Annotated in this window: 9 protein-coding genes; 4 read left to right on the forward strand and 5 right to left on the reverse strand. The window is 63.8% G+C overall.

Features of this window, described 5'->3' with window-relative positions; translation table 11 throughout:
- Positions 1-152: 152 nt before the first annotated feature.
- Both gap and tkt read right to left on the reverse strand, forming a co-directional pair.
- Positions 153-1,163, reverse strand: a complete 1,011-nt coding sequence (gap, locus tag ACWCIA_RS08055) for a type I glyceraldehyde-3-phosphate dehydrogenase (RefSeq protein WP_454162165.1) — start codon at positions 1,161-1,163, stop codon at positions 153-155.
- Positions 1,164-1,259: 96 nt separating this feature from the next.
- Positions 1,260-3,257 (reverse strand): transketolase, encoded by a 1,998-nt coding sequence (gene tkt, locus ACWCIA_RS08060; RefSeq protein ID WP_454162167.1) that lies wholly within the window; start codon positions 3,255-3,257, stop codon positions 1,260-1,262.
- A gap of 467 nt (positions 3,258-3,724) precedes the next feature.
- On the opposite strand from tkt, the gene ACWCIA_RS08065 reads away from it, so the two are divergent.
- A complete protein-coding gene (locus ACWCIA_RS08065; RefSeq protein WP_454162169.1) occupies positions 3,725-4,456 on the forward strand; it encodes a 16S rRNA (uracil(1498)-N(3))-methyltransferase in 732 nt (243 codons plus the stop codon).
- A 70-nt stretch (positions 4,457-4,526) separates the two neighbouring features.
- On the opposite strand, the gene ACWCIA_RS08070 is transcribed toward ACWCIA_RS08065, so the two are convergent.
- From ACWCIA_RS08070 to ACWCIA_RS08080, 3 genes are all read right to left on the reverse strand, one after another.
- Positions 4,527-7,409 (reverse strand): TonB-dependent receptor, encoded by a 2,883-nt coding sequence (locus ACWCIA_RS08070; protein ID WP_454162171.1) that lies wholly within the window; start codon positions 7,407-7,409, stop codon positions 4,527-4,529.
- A 567-nt stretch (positions 7,410-7,976) separates the two neighbouring features.
- Positions 7,977-11,027, reverse strand: coding sequence for a carboxypeptidase regulatory-like domain-containing protein (locus ACWCIA_RS08075; RefSeq protein WP_454162173.1), 3,051 nt, complete (start codon positions 11,025-11,027; stop codon positions 7,977-7,979).
- A 404-nt stretch (positions 11,028-11,431) separates the two neighbouring features.
- The gene (locus tag ACWCIA_RS08080; protein ID WP_454162175.1) at positions 11,432-14,371 is read right to left on the reverse strand and encodes a TonB-dependent receptor; all 2,940 of its coding nucleotides are present in this window, start codon (positions 14,369-14,371) and stop codon (positions 11,432-11,434) included.
- Between the two features lie 438 nt (positions 14,372-14,809).
- On the opposite strand from ACWCIA_RS08080, the gene ACWCIA_RS08085 reads away from it, so the two are divergent.
- From ACWCIA_RS08085 to ACWCIA_RS08095, 3 genes are all read left to right on the forward strand, one after another.
- Positions 14,810-16,462: an NAD(P)/FAD-dependent oxidoreductase gene (locus tag ACWCIA_RS08085; protein WP_454162177.1), complete on the forward strand. Its 1,653-nt coding sequence runs from the start codon at positions 14,810-14,812 to the stop codon at positions 16,460-16,462.
- Entirely contained in the window at positions 16,459-17,325 is an 867-nt protein-coding gene (locus ACWCIA_RS08090) for an EamA family transporter (protein WP_454162179.1), read from the forward strand. Before ACWCIA_RS08085 ends, ACWCIA_RS08090 begins: the two co-directional genes overlap by 4 nt.
- Positions 17,326-17,467: 142 nt before the next feature.
- Positions 17,468-18,613 (forward strand): GGDEF domain-containing protein, encoded by a 1,146-nt coding sequence (locus ACWCIA_RS08095; RefSeq protein WP_454162180.1) that lies wholly within the window; start codon positions 17,468-17,470, stop codon positions 18,611-18,613.

The following is an 18,613-nucleotide window of genomic DNA, read 5'->3' on the forward strand; positions in this document are numbered from 1 at the left end:
CGTATGCCGTTCCGGATAAAGACTTTGATCCCCACCCGCACCCTCGGTTCGATCGCGGCAGCCCAAGGCGAACTCTGGCGCCGCAAGCAAAAAAAACGCCCCGAAGGGCGTTTTTTTGCAGCCGTGTTTCAAGCCACGGCGACGGGAAGCGATTACTTCGCGTTCATCAGCGCGACGGTGGTGTCGAGCATGCGGTTCGAGAAGCCCCACTCGTTGTCGTACCACGACGAGACCTTCACCAGGCGGCCCGAGACTTTCGTCAGGGTGGCGTCGAAGTTCGACGATGCCGGGTTGTGGTTGAAGTCGACCGAGACCAGCGGATCGGTGTTGTAGGTCAGGATGCCGTTGAGGGCGCCTTCCGAAGCCGACTTCATGATCTGGTTGACTTCTTCGACGGTCGTGTCGCGCTTGGCGATGAAGGACAGGTCGACGATCGAGACGTTGATGGTCGGCACGCGGATTGCGAAGCCGTCCAGCTTGCCGTTCAGTTCAGGCAGCACCAGGCCGACCGCGGCGGCGGCGCCGGTCTTGGTCGGGATCATCGACTGGGTGGCCGAACGGGCGCGGCGCAGGTCTTCGTGCATGACGTCGGTCAGCACCTGGTCGTTGGTGTAGGCGTGCACGGTGGTCATCAGGCCGGTTTCCAGGCCGATCGCGTCGTGCAGCGGCTTGACCAGCGGGGCCAGGCAGTTGGTGGTGCAGGAAGCGTTCGAGATGACGGTGTCGGTGCTCTTGAGCACGTCCTGGTTGACGCCGTAGACGATGGTCGCGTCGACGTCCTTGCCGCCCGGTGCCGAGATGATGACCTTCTTGGCGCCGCCCTTCAGGTGGGCCGATGCCTTTTCCTTGGTGGTGAAGAAGCCGGTGCACTCGAGCACCACGTCCACGCCCAGCTCGCCCCATGGGATCTCGGCCGGGTTACGCTGCGCGAACACGCGGATCGGGTCGCCGTTGACGATCATGTTGTCGCCTTCGACCGTCACGGTGCCCGGGAACTTGCCGTGGGCGGTGTCGTAGCGGGTCAGGTGGGCGTTCGACTCAGCGTTGCCGAGGTCGTTGATCGCCACGATCTGGATGTCTTGCTTTTTGCCGCCTTCGTAGAAAGCGCGCAGGATGTTGCGGCCGATACGGCCATAACCGTTGATTGCAACTTTGATCGTCATTGCTTAGCTCCTGATTAGAAAAAAACTTTTTTCAGACCTCGAATAGATGTTCAGCGAAATACGAAACGGGCCGCCCAAGGCGACCCGTTTCAAACATTACGCAGCGATGACTGCTTTCGCCTTGGCCACGACGTTCTCGACGGTAAAGCCGAAGTGCTTGAACAGCACCGGCGCCGGCGCCGATTCGCCGAAGGTGTCGATGCCGACGACCGCGCCTTCCAGGCCGACGTACTTGTACCAGAAATCGGTCACGCCGGCTTCGATGGCCACACGCGGCACGCCGCGGGTCAACACACTCGCTTTGTAGTCCGCACTCTGGCGCTCGAACACGTCGGTCGACGGCATCGAGACCACGCGCGCGGCGATGCCCTCGCCTGCCAGCGCGTCGGCCGCCTTCATGGCCAGCTCGACTTCCGAACCGGTGGCGATCAGGATGACTTTGGCATCGGCGGCGTCGCGCAGCACGTAGCCGCCCTTTGCGACGTTGGCCACGGCGGCGGCATCACGTTCCATGAACGGCAGGTTCTGGCGCGAGAAGATCAGGGTCGACGGGCCGTCGCGGCGCTGGACTGCAGCGCCCCAGGCGACCTGCGATTCGACCGTGTCGCACGGACGCCAGTTGTCCAGGTTCGGGATCAGGCGCAGCGACGAGACGTGCTCGATCGACTGGTGGGTCGGGCCGTCTTCGCCCAGGCCGATCGAGTCGTGGGTAAACACGAACAGCGAACGGATCTTCATCAGGGCGGCCATGCGCAGGGCATTGCGGCTGTAGTCCGAGAAGGTCAGGAAGGTCGCGCCGAAGGGCAGGAAGCCGCCGTGCAGGGCGACGCCGTTCTGGATCGCGGCCATGCCGAATTCGCGCACGCCGTAGTTGATGTGGTTACCGGCGATGCCCGAACGCACGGCGACCGATTCCTTCCAGTTGGTCAGGTTCGAGCCGGTCAGGTCGGCCGAGCCGCCCAGGAATTCCGGCAGTGCCGGGGCCAGCGCCTGGATCGCGTTCTGCGAGGCCTTGCGGGTGGCGATGGTTTCCTTCTTGTCGATGCAGGCCGCGATCGCCGCGTCCAGCACTTCGTTGAAGTTGCCCGGCAGTTCGCCCTTCATGCGGCGCTCGAGTTCGGCGGCCAGCTCAGGGTGACGGGTACGGTATTCGGCGAAGTTCGCGTTCCAGGCGTTTTCCAGTTCCGCGCCGCGTGCTTTTGCGTCCCAGGCTTCGTAGATTTCGCCCGGGATGTCGAACGGGATCGGATCCCAGACCAGGTGCTGGCGCACGGCCGCGATTTCCTTGTCGCCCAGCGGGGCGCCGTGGACTTTATCGCCGCCTTCCAGGTTCGGGGCGCCCTTGCCGATGATGGTCTTGCAGCAGATCAGGGTCGGACGGTCCGACGCCTTGGCCTGCTCGATGGCCGCCGAGACGGCGCCGACGTTGTGGCCGTCGACCTTGGCGATCACGTTCCAGCCATAGGCTTCGAAGCGCTTCTGGGTGTCGTCGGTGAACCAGCCTTCGACCTTGCCGTCGATGGAGATGCCGTTGTCGTCGTACAGCCAGATCAGCTTGTTCAGGCGCAGGGTGCCGGCCAGCGAGGCGACCTCATGCGAGATGCCTTCCATCAGGCAGCCGTCGCCCAGGAAGGCGTAGGTGTAGTGGTCCACCACCTCGAAGCCCGGACGGTTGAATTCATAGCTCAGCAGCCACTCGGCGAGCGCCATGCCGACCGAATTGGCGATGCCCTGGCCCAGCGGGCCGGTGGTCGTTTCCACGCCCGGCGTGATGTGCACTTCCGGGTGGCCCGGGGTCTTCGAGTGCAGCTGGCGGAAGTCGCGGATGTCGTCCATCGACAGGTCGTAGCCGGCCAGGTGCAGCAGCGCGTAGTGCAGCATCGAACCGTGGCCGTTCGACAGCAGGAAGCGGTCGCGGTTGAACCAGCCCGGATTGGCCGGGTTGTGGCGGTAATGCTTGTCCCACAGAGCGACGGCGATTTCCGCCATGCCCATCGGCATGCCAGGATGGCCGGAGTTGGCTTTCTGGACGGCGTCCATTGCCAGCGCGCGGATCGCGTTGGCCATCAGGGTAGTGGTTTGCATAGGTTTCATGAAAAACGGTGGTCTGGATTGGAAGGCGGAGGCGGTACGGCTGGCCGTAACCCGGTATTTTACCAGACCCGGTGCTGCCCAATTCAAAAGCGCTGGACCCGTGTGCAAACGAAAATGGCGAACCGAAGTCCGCCATGCGCGTTGTGCCTTGTTTTTCCCGGCGCCTGCCGGATCGCTGCAGGCGTTGAACGTGCGCCGGGCCAGTCCGGGCCCGGCGCGCATTCCCTGCTACGACACCCTGCCCCCGCCGCACCGCCACGGTACCAGCGCGGCGGCGAAACGGTTGCACATACATATGAGCATTTTGTCTTTACAATTGTCAATGCATTGCTCAACTTATTTCGCAAATACAACAGCTTTCTGGCCTCATCAGGAGCGCCGCTCCCGCAGGGCGGGCGCCGGGGACTGGACAGCGCCGGGTGCCGCCGTACAATGCCTCCTCTCAGCCATTTACGAACAGGAAGGCCATGCCACGCTTTTATTGTCCCCAGCCGCTCGCCGCAGGGGCCACCGTCGACCTGCCGGAATCCGTCGCCCATCACCTGCACGTGGTGAGGATGCAGCCCGGCGCCGCGCTGACGCTGTTCGACGGCCGCGGCGGCCAGTACCAGGCCACCCTGCTCGAGATCGGCAAGCGGCGCGCGAGCGCGACTGTCGGCGCCCACGAGGCGGTCGAGGTCGAGCTGCCCTACTCCGTCACCCTTGCGCAGGGCCTGCCGGAAGGCTCGAAGATGGACTGGATCATCGAGAAGGCGGTCGAACTCGGCGTGGCGGCGGTGCAGCCGCTGGCGGCCCAGCGCAGCGTGGTGCGCCTGTCCGGCGAGCGCGCGGAAAAACGCCATGCGCACTGGCTGGGGGTGATCGAAGCGGCATCCGAGCAGTGCGGGCGCAACCGGCTGGCGGCCTTGTCCCCGGTGGCCGACTTCAAGCCCTGGCTGGGCACGGCGCCGGCGGCGGCGCAGGCCCGCATCCTGCTCAGTCCGCGGGCGACGCAATCGCTGGCCGGATGGGCGCGCGAACGGCCGCCCCAGCCGCTGACCTTGCTGGTTGGCCCGGAAGGCGGTTTTACGCGCGAGGAAGAAGACGCGGCGCTGGCGGCAGGCGCCCTGGCGCTGTCGATCGGCCCGCGCGTGCTGCGCACCGAGACCGCGGCGCTGGCGGCGCTGGCGCTGCTGGGCGGGATCTGGGACGGCCTGTAAAAAACGAAGGACAAAGAAAAACCCCGGCCGCAGGATACCTGCCACCGGGGTTTTTTTGGGCTTTTACAGATTAGAACTGGTAAGCCAGGCCCAGGCTGTAGAAGCGGCCGATGGCGCCGGCCTGGTGCAGCGAAGCGTTGTACGAAGTCTGCGCACCGGCATTGCCGTAGGTGCCGACGTCATACGGTGGCTCCCTGTCGAACAGGTTCAGGACCGCCGCGCGCAGGGTCAGGTTGTCCGTCAGCTTGTACTGCAGGTTCAGGTTGGTCGTGGTGAACGACGCCACGTCGCAGTACACCAGAGGCTGTGGAAGACCCTGGAAGTAGGTGCGGCCGCCGACGTCGAGCGCGGTGCTGTTGCAATCGATCGCGTCGTGCGACGGATCCTTGGTCGAGAAGCCGCTGGTGTAGTTCACGGTCGCGCTCACGTCCAGCGGGCCACGGTTGTAGCCGAGGGTCAGCTGGGCACGGTTCTTCGGATTGCCGGTTGCGCCGCCGACCGAGGATGGGCCCTGGGTACCGGCCAGCTGGTAGGTCGTGCCTGCCACGGTGGTTTCGTAACCGAAGGTGTGCGCCGCGCTCAGGTTCGCCTGGACGGTGCCGTAATCGTTCGGCAGGCGCCAGCGGTAACGCACGTCCGCCTCGATACCGTGGGTCTTGGTGCTGCCCGCGTTGATGTACGGCGACTCGCCGTACAGGATCGGGCCGACGACCGGCGTTGCCAGCGTCGTGGCCGTGCCGCCGGCCGAGACCGTGGTCGGCACCGCCGCACCACGCACCCAGTCCGGCACATAGGTCGGATCGTTGCCGGCACGGGTCACGATCAGGTTGCTGATCTCGATGTTGTAGTAGTCCAGGCTCATGTTCAGGCCGCGCAGCGGCTCGACGATGACACCGAAGGTGTACGACTTCGATTTTTCCGGCGACAGGTTCTGGTTGGTCGTCGTCTGGACGTACGGCGGGTTCTGGCCGCAGGCTGCGATGACGTTGCCGGCGGTGCTGGTCAGGCCGTCCGGGCACAGGATCGGATCGTTGATCGCGTTGAAGGTGAAGAAGGAACCGGCATTGCCCACCTCGGACGGATTCGGCGCGCGGAAGCCGCGGGCGAAGTTGCCGCGTACGCCGACCTGCCGGATCGGAGTCCACTTGAAGTTGGCCGACGGCGTGAACGAGTGGCCATAGGTATCGTAATGGTCGTAACGGCCCGCGACGCTCACTTCCAGGTTCTGGATCGGCGTCGCACGCAGTTCGGCGAAGGCCGCGCTGTTCGTCTCTTCGCCGATGGCGAAGGCCGAGGTGCTGGCCACGGCGCCGTTCAGGGTCTGGCTCGACGGCGGCGCGTTCTGCTTCAGGTTATGCCAGTGGACGCCGGCCGCCACGGCCAGCGGGCCCGCACCGAGCTGCATCAGCTCGCGCGAGCCGGACAGGTCGAAGTAATTCAGCGTGGTTTCCAGCGTGTTGCCGAAACGTGGCGACACTTCCTGGATCAGCTCGGGCGAGTTCGGGCCCACCACATTCCAGCGGCCCTGGTTGATGGCGTTGTACAGGGCCGCACGGTTGATGTAGCCGCTGTATTCCGCATCGACCTTGACGCGGGTGGCGCCGAGGGCGGCGTTGACGTCCCAGCCGTAGGCGCTGCCGGTCAGGTCGGCCGAGAAACGCGTGCTCTTCGAGGTGTTGTCCGTGGTGTTGAGTGGACCGACGCCCGGGATGTAGCCGTACAGCGAGGCGGCCTGGCCGAAGGGGTTGGTCAAGCCGAAGCCGACTGGCGCGCCCGGCGCGAAGCGGGTGTTGGGAAGGCGGTTCACGCCACCGGTCAGCACGCCGTTGACGAGCGTGGTGCTGCCGGCGAAGTTGTTTGGCGAATAGACCGCCGGGACGCCGCGGTTGTTGATGCTGTCGCGCTTGAACAGGGAGCCCTTGAACACGACTTCCCAGTCGTCGCTCAGCTTCTTGGTCATGCCGATCAGGACGTTGATGTTCTCGGTGGCAGGCTGGATGTTCGACACTTCGTCGCGCACCGCGCAGCCGCCCGCGCGGTACAGCTCGTAGTTGCAGCGTGGATCGAGGAAGCGGAAGTTGGCCGGGTTGTTGGCGCCCGGATTCGGATTGCCCTGGGCGGCCGTCGCCGAGTTGTACAGGAACGGGGTATTGGCCGCGGTCAGGAAGCCGTTCAGGTTGGTCGGCACGCCCAGGGTCAGGTTGTTGCCGCCGCGCGAACGCCAGTCGCGGTTGGCCCAGCCGAACTGGTCGCGGTCGGCGACCCTGATGGCCTCCTGCTGGCGCCATTCGGCGGTGATGAAGGCGTTGTAGCCGTCGGCGTCGATGTCGCCGATGCCAGTGCTGAACGAGGTACGCCGGGTCCTGCCGCCGCCGTGCTCGGTGTCGCCGTATTCGGCGCTCAGGCGGGTGCCCGTGAACTGCTTCTTCAGCTTGATGTTAACCACGCCGGCAATTGCGTCCGAACCGTACAGCGATGACGCGCCGCTCTTGAGGACTTCGATGCTTTCGATGGCGTCGAACGGAATCGAGGACACGTCGACGAAGGAGCGCTGTGCGTCATCCGACAGCGGGTACGGCGACATGCGGTGGCCGTCGATCAGCACCAGGGTGGCGCCCACGGTCAGGCCGCGCAGCGAAATGCCCGATGCGCCGTTGGCGAATGCGCCGGAGAAGCCGGTGCCCAGGGTACCGGCGCCGTTGGCGGCCAGGTCGGTCAGCAGTTCGGCGACCGAGGTCTTGCCGCTGCGCTGGATGTCTTGCGCGGTCAGCACCTGCACCGGCGTCGGGGTCTCGGTGCCGGCACGGCTGATCAGCGAGCCGGTCACGACCACGCGCTGGATGCCGGGGGTTTCCGCCGGTTGCTGCGCCATGGCAGGGTTCATACCCGCAAGGGCGCCGGTGGCAATCAGGCCGGCGATCGTGTGGGGCATCGACTTCAACTTGAACATCATGAATACTTCTCCTCTGGGCTTTTGCAATTGGTTTTCTTTATTTGAATTGAATAAAACGGCTGATTCCCGTCTTATCGCTGTCTCTTTCGCGTCGAACGACATATCGCCTTTTGGAGGCAGCAGTCGGCCCGGGAAGATGGATATCACCCCGTTACGCTGCATTTCATTGCCCTGCTATTTTTTTATGCCCGGCGAATTAGCACAGGCAGTCTCAATTACCGCTTGAATCAAATCAAACGTTATTTGAATAAATACATAAAACCATGTCGAAAGTCCGGCTGTCAATTGAACGTGCCATACATACGATGCCAAAACAACAGATTGAGAAGGCACATCTTTTGTTTCCGCAAGGACATTAAAAATTCTGTCGTCCTTTTTATTTTGGGAAATTTCTTCTAGGCATAAAAAATGCCGCCCGGAGGCGGCATGCGTGAAATGGACAGGATGGCGATACAGCGCCTGTCTGTGGCGTGGAGCCGGGACTCGACCTTGCGGAGATACGCTGCCCGCTGCACAAAAAAAACCGGCCCCGAATGGGGCCGGCTTCAGGCGTCGATGCTATTCGGATCAGAACGAATAACGGGCGCCGACGTACAGGCGGCGTGGTTCGACGAAGGTGTTCGACTGGCCGAACTGGTACTTGGTGTTGCTGTTGACCAGGGCCTGCGCAGCGGTGCCCGACTGCTTGTCGAGCACGTTGAACAGGTCGAGGAAAAGCTCGACCTTCTGGGTGCCGGCCAGCTTGTAGGTGTACTTCAGGCGCATGTCGAAGGTGTAGTACGACGGACCGGTCTGGCTGCCGATGGAGTCCGGCAAGATCCAGGTGTCCAGCGTGTCGCCGACGTAGTAGGGGAACGCCGACATCTCCGGCAGGTAGCGCCTCGAAATCAGCTGTGCTCGGGTGTACAGCAGGCCGCTGTTCCAGTTGAACACGCCGCTCAGTTCCAGTCCGTTGTTAAAGAAGTAGGTACCGTAGGCCTTGAACTGATGCTCGATGTTGCCGGGCTGCTTGCCGTAGGCGTTCGGAGCGCGTGGATCGAGCGCGATCCAGTCGCCCTGGAAGTCCGCGTTGCTATCCGAGTTGGTGTTGCCCTTGGCATCGTTCCAGGTGTACGAGGCCGCGCCCTGCCAGTTTTCGCGCTTGGCCTTGGTCAGGCTCAGCTCGATACCCTGGTAGTCGCGCTTGCCGCCCTTGAGCGTGCCGAGGACGTAGTTCGCATTCGGCGCCTCCGGGAAGCCGAAGTAGCTATACGGCAGGTAGAAGGCGGAACTTGGGGCCGCATAACCTTCCATGTCGCGCGTATTGGTCGGGTCCGAATACAGGTGCAGGTCGTAGTCTTCCAGGATGTCGCGGGTACGGCGCTTGGTGTAGGCGAGCGACACGGTGTAATCGCGCCCCAGGTTGGTCGCATAGCCAAGCATGAACTCGTCCGTGTACGGCGTCTTGGTCGATGGCGCGAACACGGCATCCGGGGTCTTCTCGCCGCCGCGGGTGCGGAAGGTCAACCAGCGGTCGCCGACGAAGACCTGCTCTTCCTGTACCGGACCGGTCAGGTTGCCCGCGAAGTCGGACATGTTGGTGCGGATCGGGTCGTAGTAGCGGCCCAGGAAGCCCCAGATCTTGCTGCGGCCGTCGCCGTTCGGGTCGACCACCACGCTCAGGCGCGGCGCGACCTTCCAGTCGAACTTGGCCGACTGGTTGCCCTTCGAATCCTTGTGCACCCACTCCTCGGCACGCAGGCCGGCATTGATGGTCAGGTTGCCCTTGGTCCAGGTATCCTGGAGGTAGGCAGCCTTGCCGGTCGCTTCCACGCTGTACGGCGCAGCCACGGTCTCGACGGCGCGGTACTGGTTGATCTGGCCGCCCGGGTTGCCGGCGCTGCTGGTAAAGCGCAGCGCGCGTACTTCCGCGTCGGAGATGGTGCCATCGCGGTCGGTGTCGAGCAGGGTGTAGAAGGCGGCGCGGTCTCCGGCAGGTGCAGCGTTGACCGCCGTGATAATGCGCGGCACGTCGATGGCGGCGACCGGTTTGCTGCCGCTCCAGCCCGCACCGAAGAAATCGGTCAGGCTGGTGCCGGCCAGGCCGGTGGTGATCGACGTGTATTGCGCTTTTCCGGTGCCGGTGTACTGGGCATCCTCGTAGTATTTGTTCTTCGATACCAGGAAGCCGCCCTTGAAGGTATGGGTCCCGCCGTTGGCCGTCTCGAGGAAGTATTCGGTATTGAAGCCGACTTCGTCCCGGTTGCGTTCCGAAATCGTGTCCACGCCGAAGCCGCCGAGCTGGCTCGACGCCAGCGGCACGGTCCCGGCGTTGCGGAACAGGACGGTATTGCGCGGGTCCTGGCTGGCGGCGAAATCCGACACTTCGCCGATGTGGCGGAAGGCGTAGGCATTCAACCGCAGGTTGCCCATGTCGCGCGTGTACTGGACGTTGTAGTTGTCACCGCCCTGCTTGCGGCGGGTGTCGCGGTTGTTCAGCACGGTTGGAGTCGTGCTGCCGGTGGTCTCGGTCGGATCGTTGAAGAAGGAGGCCACCAGGCGGTCGTTTTCGGTCGCCTGCCAGGTGACTTTCAGGAAGCCCAGCTGGTCGTCGCGGTCGACGGTACGCATGTACTCGTTGGTGTCCGAATTGAGCACGTCGGTCTCGCGCGCCTTCTTCTGGTAGGAGCCGAAGAACCACAGCTTGTCCTTGATGATCGGGCCGCCGAGGGTGACGGCCGCATCGTAGGTCGAGAAGCCGGAAGCGGTGGCGTGCTTGCTGTCCGCCACCAGGTTGTCGTTCTGGAAGTAGTAGTTGACCGAGCCGTGGTATTCGTTGCCGCCCGACTTGGTGATCACCTTCGACACCAGGCCCGAGCCGCCCGCGAACTCGGCCGGGATGCCGCCGGTCAGGATCTGCTGTTCCTGGATGATCTCGGAGTTGATGTTCGAACCGAAGGTGCCGGTGCTCGGGTCGGTGACGTCGACGCCGTCGAGGATGTAGACGTTGTCGGACGAGGTGCCGGTGGCGCCGTCGATGTCCGAATAGTTCACGCCGGACTTCGAGGCCGGGTTGCCGCCCGCGGAAGGCTTCACGCCCGGCACGAGCTGGAGGTAGCTCTGGTAGCTGCGGCCGGTCGGGAGCGATTCCACGACGCCCAGGTTGAGGATGGTGCCGACGGTGGCGGAGGTGGTGTCGACGCGCACCAGGCGCGAGCCGGAGACGACCACCTGCTGCACGCCCGCCGCACCGGCCGCTGCGCCTGCGGCGGCGGGTGCGTCCAGGGTATAGGTCACGCTCGGGTTCTGGTTACTGACCACCGCGACTTCGGTGGCGGTGAAGCTCGAGTAGCCGGGTGCGACCACTTCCACTTTGTAGTCCGATGCCGCGTCCAGGCCGGCCACGCGGACCGAACCGTCCGCTTCGGTCACGGCGGTCTTGGTCACCAGGCTGCTTGGCGAGCTGATCCGGACTGTCGCGCCGGCGACCGGAGCACCCTGCGAATTGGTAATGGAAATACGCAGGCCGCCGGTTTCGGCAGCCAGTGCGGCACCCATGAAGCACATGCCGATGGCGACCGACATGGCGGAACGGCGCAGCAAGGCGACCCTCGACTTCTGTTTTTGTGTTTGCAACATAAATCTCCCACTTAAAGTGATATTTCGTGTTTTTATTTGGAGCAATGCAACAACTGGAACCACTCAGCCGGACCAGACTGGCTGAAGAGACGTTTTTCAGACGGAGAAAGTTTGTCCTCTTTACAGGCGCGAAACAGGATTACTTGTATTGATTTCTTGCAACTTTGCCGTTAAGAAAACATATGCATATGAACATTCCGAAAAGCATGTGTCAACGTCAATGCTGACAGGTGGTATAAAAGCAACACACTGGAAAGTCAGGCTGAGCGTACGCGGCGTTTCGAGCGAAAAAAGCTTTGATAGCTCATAAAAAGGCCGTGGACTGCAATTGCATGCCACGGCCTTGTCACCTACAGGCTGGCCCGGTACGGCCTTCGCCGTTCGGGCCAGTCCTTGGGACGGGATCAGAACTCGTACTGCGCCATGAAGCGGAAGCTGCGTCCGGCCTGGAAGGCGCCCGGCTGCAGGTAGTTCGGGCTCGGCGTACCACGCGCCGCTTCGCCTGCTTCGTTCACCTGGGTGACGCCACGGGCGTTGAAAACGTTCAGGACATCGACCGAGAACGTGGTGCCCTTCAGCCACTTCGGCTCGTAGGTTGCCTGCAGGCTCAGTTCGCGCGTCCACTCGAGGCGGCCTGCTGTACCACGCGGGATCAGGGTGCGGTTGCAGTAGAACGACGAGGAACCGTACAGGATCGACACGGTATCGAGCGTTCCCGAATAGTAGCCCAGGCAGTTCAGCGGACGGCCGCTCTGGATGATGGCATTTGCCCCCAGGCGCAGCTCAGGCAGTACTTGGTAGGCGCCGAAGATCTTGAAGGTATGGCGACGGTCGTTCGGCAGGTCGCCGTACGAACCTTCCATCAGGCCAGGGTAATCCCAGTCCTGGCTGATGCCGGCGTCGTCCTGGCCGATGTCCGACTTGACGTAGCCCTCGGTGTTGCCGCGCGACTTGGACCAGACGTAGGAGCCCTGCAGGTTCCAGACGCCATCCCATGCCCTTTCAAAGGTGATTTCGAGCGCGGTGTACTTGCGCTCAGGCTTGGGGAAGCCCAGCGCCGCAGCCGGAATGGTCACGGCCGTCAAGCCCTTGCCGTCGTCGAGGTCGATGTTGGCCGTCAGGTCGCCGCCCGGGTTGTACAGGAAGCAATGGTCGATTGCATCGCCGATGATGGCAGCCTGGTCGGCGTTGTAGCCGTTCGCCAGCGCCCACTCGTTGGCGCCCGGACCGTTGCACATGTCGTCCATCACCTTCTGCAGCTTGCGGTAGGTGGCCTTCGCGCCGACGGTCCAGCGGTTGGTCAGCGCCTGCTGCGCGCCGACGATGAACTCGTCCTGGTACATCGGCTTGATGTTCGGATCGACGACCGAACGTGGATCGCCCGCCGTGCCGTCGCCGCTGACGGTACGGGTCCCCAGCTGGGCGCCGCGGCCCGGAAGCTGGAACTGGTCGCTGCCGTTGGTGCCGGTATAGACGAAGTAATCGGTGTAGTCGAGTTCGGCACCCGACAGGCGGACGTTGGTGTTCGACATCACCGGGATGTAGTAGCGGCCGGCGTTGGCGAAGACCTTGGTGCTCTGGTCGCCCCTGACGTCCCACGACACGCCGAAGCGCGGCGCGATGGTGTTGTCGACCTTGATGAAGGTCTTGTCCTCCGCGTTCAGGTTCTCGAACGACTCGCTGCGCAGGCCGATCGAGGCCATCACATCCTTCGTGACCTGCCAGTTGTCCTCGAGGTAGAACGCCGAATTCTTGGTGGTGAAGGCGCCGCCGTTCTCGAAGTTGCGCACCTGCAGGTAGTCGATCGGCGCCCCGGTGTTGTTCAGGTAGCCGCTCGGCAGGTCGGAACCCGGAGCGAGGGTCTTGATCTGGATGATCGCGGCGCCGGGCGTCTTGACGCCGTCCACGACCTTGTACTCCTCGTTGTCCAGGCCGAAGCGCAGGCCGTGGTCGCCAAGGTTCCACTCGGCATCGAGGCGGATCGCCCTGCGCTCGTCGTTGGCGTTCGGATCGATGATCTGCGTCGTCGTGGCGCAACCCAGGCGCACGCGGGTCGCGGTGCGATCGTCGCGGATCCACGGGCAGGCCGCCGAACCGATCACGGATGCGCGGTTATAGCGGCCCAGGCCCGCCATGGCCGAGATGGTGAAATCGTCGGTCAGCCACGAGGTGTACTTGGCGATGTAGTTCTGGCCGCCGGTGGTGTATTCGTCCGGCAGCTTTTCGGCGCCGCGCTGGGTGCCGTACTGGATCGGCGAGAGATAAGTGCGTACCTTGTCCGTGCTTTCGTCGTCGAAGGCAGTCAGTTCAAGGGTGTTGCTGTCGTTGATGTTCCAGTCGGCCTTCACCAGGTAGCGCGGCGAATTGCTCTTGGTTATGGTCTGGTCGCTGACGCCATAGGTCTTCTGCTCGATGTCGGCGCCTTGTACCAGGCCGAAGATGAACAGCTTGTCCTCGACCACCGGACCGCCCACCCACAGGTTGGCCTTCTTGTCGTCGATGCCGCCGGCGCGCTTCTTCTTGGTCCATTCGCCGGTGCTGGGGTCGACCGCATCGGTGTAGATCGAGTCGCCGCGCAGGCTCTCCGGCTCCCAGATGATGTTGGCGCCGCCCTTCCACTCGTTGGTGCCGCGCTTTGTCGTCACCGACAGCACGCCACCGAGCGAACGGCCGTATTCCGGGCCGTAGCCGCCGGTCTTGACCTGTTGCGAGGCGATCGCCTCGAACGGCACCTGGTTGAACGCCACGCCGTTGAGCATGTTGGTGACGTTGAAGCCGTTGATGTAATAGACGTTCTCGGCTGGCGATGCGCCGCCCAGCGACGGCACGTTACCGGCGCGCAGGGTGGTCTGGCCGATACGCGCGTCGCCGCGGGTCGCGCCCGGCGCCAGCAGGGCCACGGCGGTCACGTCGCGCGCGACCGGGATGCGGTCGATCGCCGCTTCGCTCAGTACCATGCTCGACTCCGGCGACTTGACGTCGATGCGCGACACGCGGCCGGTGACCACGACCGTGTTCATGGCCGTCGCTTCGAAGTTGGCGGAGGTGCCTTCGCCGGCCTGCACCGCGACCTGGCGCTCTTCCGTCGTACCGTCGGGACGCTTTGCGCGCACCAGGTAGGTACCCGGCGGCAGCATGGTCAGCTGGTAGTCGCCCTTCTGGCCGACCGTGATCGTGCGCGTCAAGCCGATCGATTTGTTCTCGATCGTGATGACCGTACCGGCTCCGGCGCGGCCCGCAATGTCGCCTGCCGAGTTCGAGGCTGCATGGGCGGTGCCCGACAACGATGCCACCGAAGCAGCAAAGGCGATGGTCAAGGCATGCGCCAGGACTGTCTTTTTCATCAACATGTGATTTCCTATTTTTGTTGTTGACCGCCCAAACTGGCACGGTCTGGTATGGGTTTTTTTACGAATCACTTCGCTGCGCCGCCTTCTCCCTCCCTGGCGCAGCTGTCCCGACGTCGTGTTGCATTTAAAAAACGTCACAGACATATGTATAGAAACATGATTAAAAGAAAGTTGTCTATATTTACACCCATATAAACAACACTGCTCTTTTCCTAAGAAAATCAATGACTTGCCGTGTTGCAGCGCAGCACCGTTAGCGTGCATGCGCTTGCCAAACGGGTGCATTCCTTGCGCGTTTCCTGCAAACAGCTCACCTGCTGCCGCGCAACACATGCATGTCGGCGCGCGGCAATACGGCTTTTGTTGAGGAAGCGGATCAACGGTAAAATAGAGGATTGATTTTCTGGCCCTGCCGGACTGCGACCGACTCACATGATTCGAATTAACGAACTCAAGCTTCCCCTCGACCACCCCGACCATGCCCTGCGCGACGCCATCGTTGCGCGGCTCGGCATCGCGGTCGGCGACCTGATCGATTTCAATGTTTTCAAGCGCAGCTACGATGCGCGCAAGAAGGCGGCGATCGTCCTGATCTACGCGATCGACGTCGAAGTCCAGGACGAAGCCGCGGTGCTCAAGCGCATGAAGGGCGACCAGTACATCCTGCCCTCGCCCGACACCGGCTATAAATTCGTCGACGCGCCGCGCCCGCCCGCCGGCACCCCGCGCCCGGTCGTGATCGGCATGGGGCCCTGCGGTTTGTTCGTGGCGCTGATCCTGGCCCAGATGGGCCTCAATCCGCTGGTGCTGGAACGCGGCAAGATCGTGCGCGAGCGCACCGTCGACACCTTCGGCTTCTGGCGCAAGCGCAAGCTCGATACCGAGTCGAACGTACAGTTCGGCGAAGGCGGGGCCGGCACCTTCTCGGACGGCAAGCTGTACAGCCAGATCAAGGACCCGAAGCATTACGGACGCAAGGTGCTGACCGAGTTCGTGAAGTCGGGCGCGCCGGAAGAAATCATGTACGTCAGCAAGCCGCACATCGGTACCTTCCGCCTGGTCAAGATGGTCGAGCAGATGCGCGCCGAGATCCTGGCGCTGGGCGGAGAAATCCGTTTCAAGACCCGCGTCGACGACATCCTCATCAGCGAGGAAAACGGCGTGCGCCAGGTGCGCGGCGTGGTGCTGGCCGATGGCGAAGAAATCGCCACCAACCACCTCGTGGTGGCGGTCGGCCACAGCGCGCGCGACACCTTCGAGATGCTCTACGCGCGCGGCGTCTACGTGGAAGCGAAGCCGTTTTCGATCGGCTTCCGCGTCGAGCACCCGCAGTCGCTGATCGACGTCTGCCGCTTCGGCCCGAACGCCGGCAACAAGATCCTCGGTGCGGCCGACTACAAGATCGTGCACCACGCCTCGAACGGACGCTCGGTCTACAGCTTCTGCATGTGCCCGGGCGGTACCGTGGTCGCCGCATCGAGCGAAGAGGGACGCGTCGTCACCAACGGCATGAGCCAGTACTCGCGCAACGAACGCAACGCCAACAGCGCGATCGTGGTCGGCATCACGCCGGAAGACTATCCGGGTTATCCGGGCAATCCGCTGGCGGGGATCGCCTTCCAGCGCGAGCTCGAGTCGCGCGCCTACGTGCTGGGCGGCAGCAACTACGACGCGCCGGGCCAGCTGATGGGCGACTTCGTGAAGGGCCGCCCTTCGACCGAGTTCGGCTCGGTGATCCCGTCCTTCCGCCCGGCCGTGCACCTGACCGACCTCGCCCCTTCCCTGCCCGAGTACGCGATCACGGCGCTGCGCGAGGCCTTCGTCGCTTTCGATAAACAGATCAAGGGCTACTACAAGGAAGACGCGGTGCTGACCGGCGTCGAAACCCGGACCTCGTCGCCGATCCGCATCAAGCGCCGCGACGACGACCTGCAAAGCCTGAACACGCGCGGCCTGTTCCCGGCCGGCGAAGGCGCGGGCTACGCCGGCGGCATCATGTCGGCGGCCGTGGACGGCATCCGCGTGGCCGAAGCGGTGGCGCTGGCGATGGGCATCCCTGTGCCCGCGCTGCAGGACCGGGCTTGACGCCCGCCGGCGCAGACGATCACAAGCCGGCCCTGGGGCCGGCTTTTGCCATCCTGGCGTCGATGGTGTCGGTGAACGTCGGCGCCGCCTTTGCCAAGGGCCTGTTCCCGCTAGTCGGCCCGGCCGGCGTGACCGCCCTGCGCGTCGGCCTCGGCGCCTGCCTGCTGCTGGCCTTCTGGCGCCCCTGGCGCCGCCTTCCCTCGCGGGCCGACGCCCGCAACCTGCTCGTCTACGGGCTCATGCTCGGTTGCATGAACCTGACCATCTATGCCGCCTTTGCCCGCATCCCGATCGGGGTGGCGATCGCCATCGAAGTGACCGGCCCGCTGGCGCTGGTGCTGCTGTCCTCGCGCCGCGCGCTCGACGTGGCCTGGGTCGCCTGCGCCGCGGTCGGGCTGTGGCTGCTCTCTCCCCTGTACGGCGGGGGCGCTCCCCTCGATCCAATCGGCGTCGCCTGGGCGCTGGGCGCGGCCTTCTGCTGGGCGATGTACATCGTGTTCGGCAAGCGTGTCTCCACGCTCGAAGGCGGCCATGCGGTGGCCTGGGGCATGCTGGTGGCCTCCCTGTGCGCCGTGCCCGTCGGGCTGGCGCAGTCCGGCAATGCCCTCTTTTCGCCGGCCGTGCTGGCGATGGGGCTGGCGGTCGCCGTGCTGTCGAGCATCCTGCCCTACTCGCTCGAGATGGCGGCGCTGGCGCGCCTGCCGCGGCGCGTGTTCGGCATCCTGGTCAGCGCCGGCCCGGCCATCGGCGCGCTGGCCGGGTATGTCGTGCTCGGGGAAAGCCTGTCCACCGTGCAGTGGCTGGCGATTGCGCTGATCATTGCGGCCACAAGCGGCAGTGCGGCCACGGCCGGGCGCAATTGAAAGTCTGGCCAGCCGGCCGGCGCTCGCCAAAAAACTACACTCGGGAATAAAAAGTTTGAATCAGTACATATTTCCAACTTGCAACAAACTATAATATCCCGTCCTATTCATCCTTGGTTACACGGTGACACATATGGAGCGGTTGACCAGATTCCTCCAACGCGGCTACTCGTCCTTGCTGGCGCGCGTCACGCCGCCTGACGTCGACCCGAATTCGGAGGAAGCGGACGACATCGCCCGCCTGCTCAACCTGGCCCTGCTGGCCGTGCCGGTCGTTGCCTGTTTCGTTGCCGAGTTCGCATTTTTCGGGATCTGGGAACTTGCCCTGTCCCTGGCCCTGGCCGGCGTCGTCATGATCGCCTCGCCCTGGATCTACTGGAAGACCGCCAGCCTCTCGATCGCGCGCGAGAGTTTCCTGATCAGCCTGTTCGTATTCAAGCTCTACGAATCCATGTTCCTGGCGAGCGTCAATTCTCCGGGCAGCATGTGGTTCATCGCCATGCCGACCGTTGCCATCCTGCTGGGCAGCGTCCGCTCGGGCCTGTGCTGGCTGGGCATCTCGACCGCCGGCCTGGTCGCCTTATACCAGTTGTACGGCGACAGCGTGAGCACGGCCGTCAACGTGCAGGAATACATGGACTTCCTGTACACCTTCAGCCTGCTCTTCCTCGGCGTGGGCATCGTGTGCTTCGTGCTGATGGTGGACGCGTCGCGCAAGAAGGCCTTACGGCGCCTGCAGGACGCCAACGGCGTCATCCACCAGCTCGCCATCCGCGACCCGCTGACCGGCATCTTCAACCGCCGCTACATCTGGGAGCGCATGGCGGACGAGGAGCAAGGCGCGCAGGCGAACGCCGGCACCTTCCACGTCTGCCTGATCGACCTCGACCGCTTCAAGCAGATCAACGACACCCTGGGCCATGCCGCCGGCGACCTGGTCCTGCAGGCGGTCGCCAAGTCGATCCAGAGCGAAGTGCGAGACAACGACTGTTTCGGCCGCTATGGCGGGGAAGAATTCATCCTGATCCTGAAAAGCTGCGAGAGCTTCAATCCCGAGGCGTTCGCGGAACGCATCCGCCAGCGGGTGGCTACCCTGCCCTTGGGCGAACTCGGTTCGCTGACCCGGGTGACGGTGTCGATCGGCATGGCCCAGTTCCGCCAGGGCGAAAGTTTTTCGGAAACGATCAACCGCGCCGACAGCGCCCTGTACAGTGCCAAGGCATCGGGCAGGAACCGCGTGGTGTCGGCCGAAACGGCCGAAGCGGTGGAGATGGCCGTCCCCGCCTGA

Source organism: Massilia sp. SYSU DXS3249 (assembly GCF_053668055.1).

Coding starts and splice junctions, on each gene's coding strand:
- ACWCIA_RS08080 (WP_454162175.1), bottom strand. CDS start 14,371: ATGAAAAAGACAGTCCTGGCGCATGCCTTGACCATCGCCTTTGCTGCT.
- ACWCIA_RS08085 (WP_454162177.1), top strand. CDS start 14,810: ATGATTCGAATTAACGAACTCAAGCTTCCCCTCGACCACCCCGACCAT.
- ACWCIA_RS08065 (WP_454162169.1), top strand. CDS start 3,725: ATGCCACGCTTTTATTGTCCCCAGCCGCTCGCCGCAGGGGCCACCGTC.
- ACWCIA_RS08075 (WP_454162173.1), bottom strand. CDS start 11,027: ATGTTGCAAACACAAAAACAGAAGTCGAGGGTCGCCTTGCTGCGCCGT.
- tkt (WP_454162167.1), bottom strand. CDS start 3,257: ATGAAACCTATGCAAACCACTACCCTGATGGCCAACGCGATCCGCGCG.
- ACWCIA_RS08070 (WP_454162171.1), bottom strand. CDS start 7,409: ATGATGTTCAAGTTGAAGTCGATGCCCCACACGATCGCCGGCCTGATT.
- gap (WP_454162165.1), bottom strand. CDS start 1,163: ATGACGATCAAAGTTGCAATCAACGGTTATGGCCGTATCGGCCGCAAC.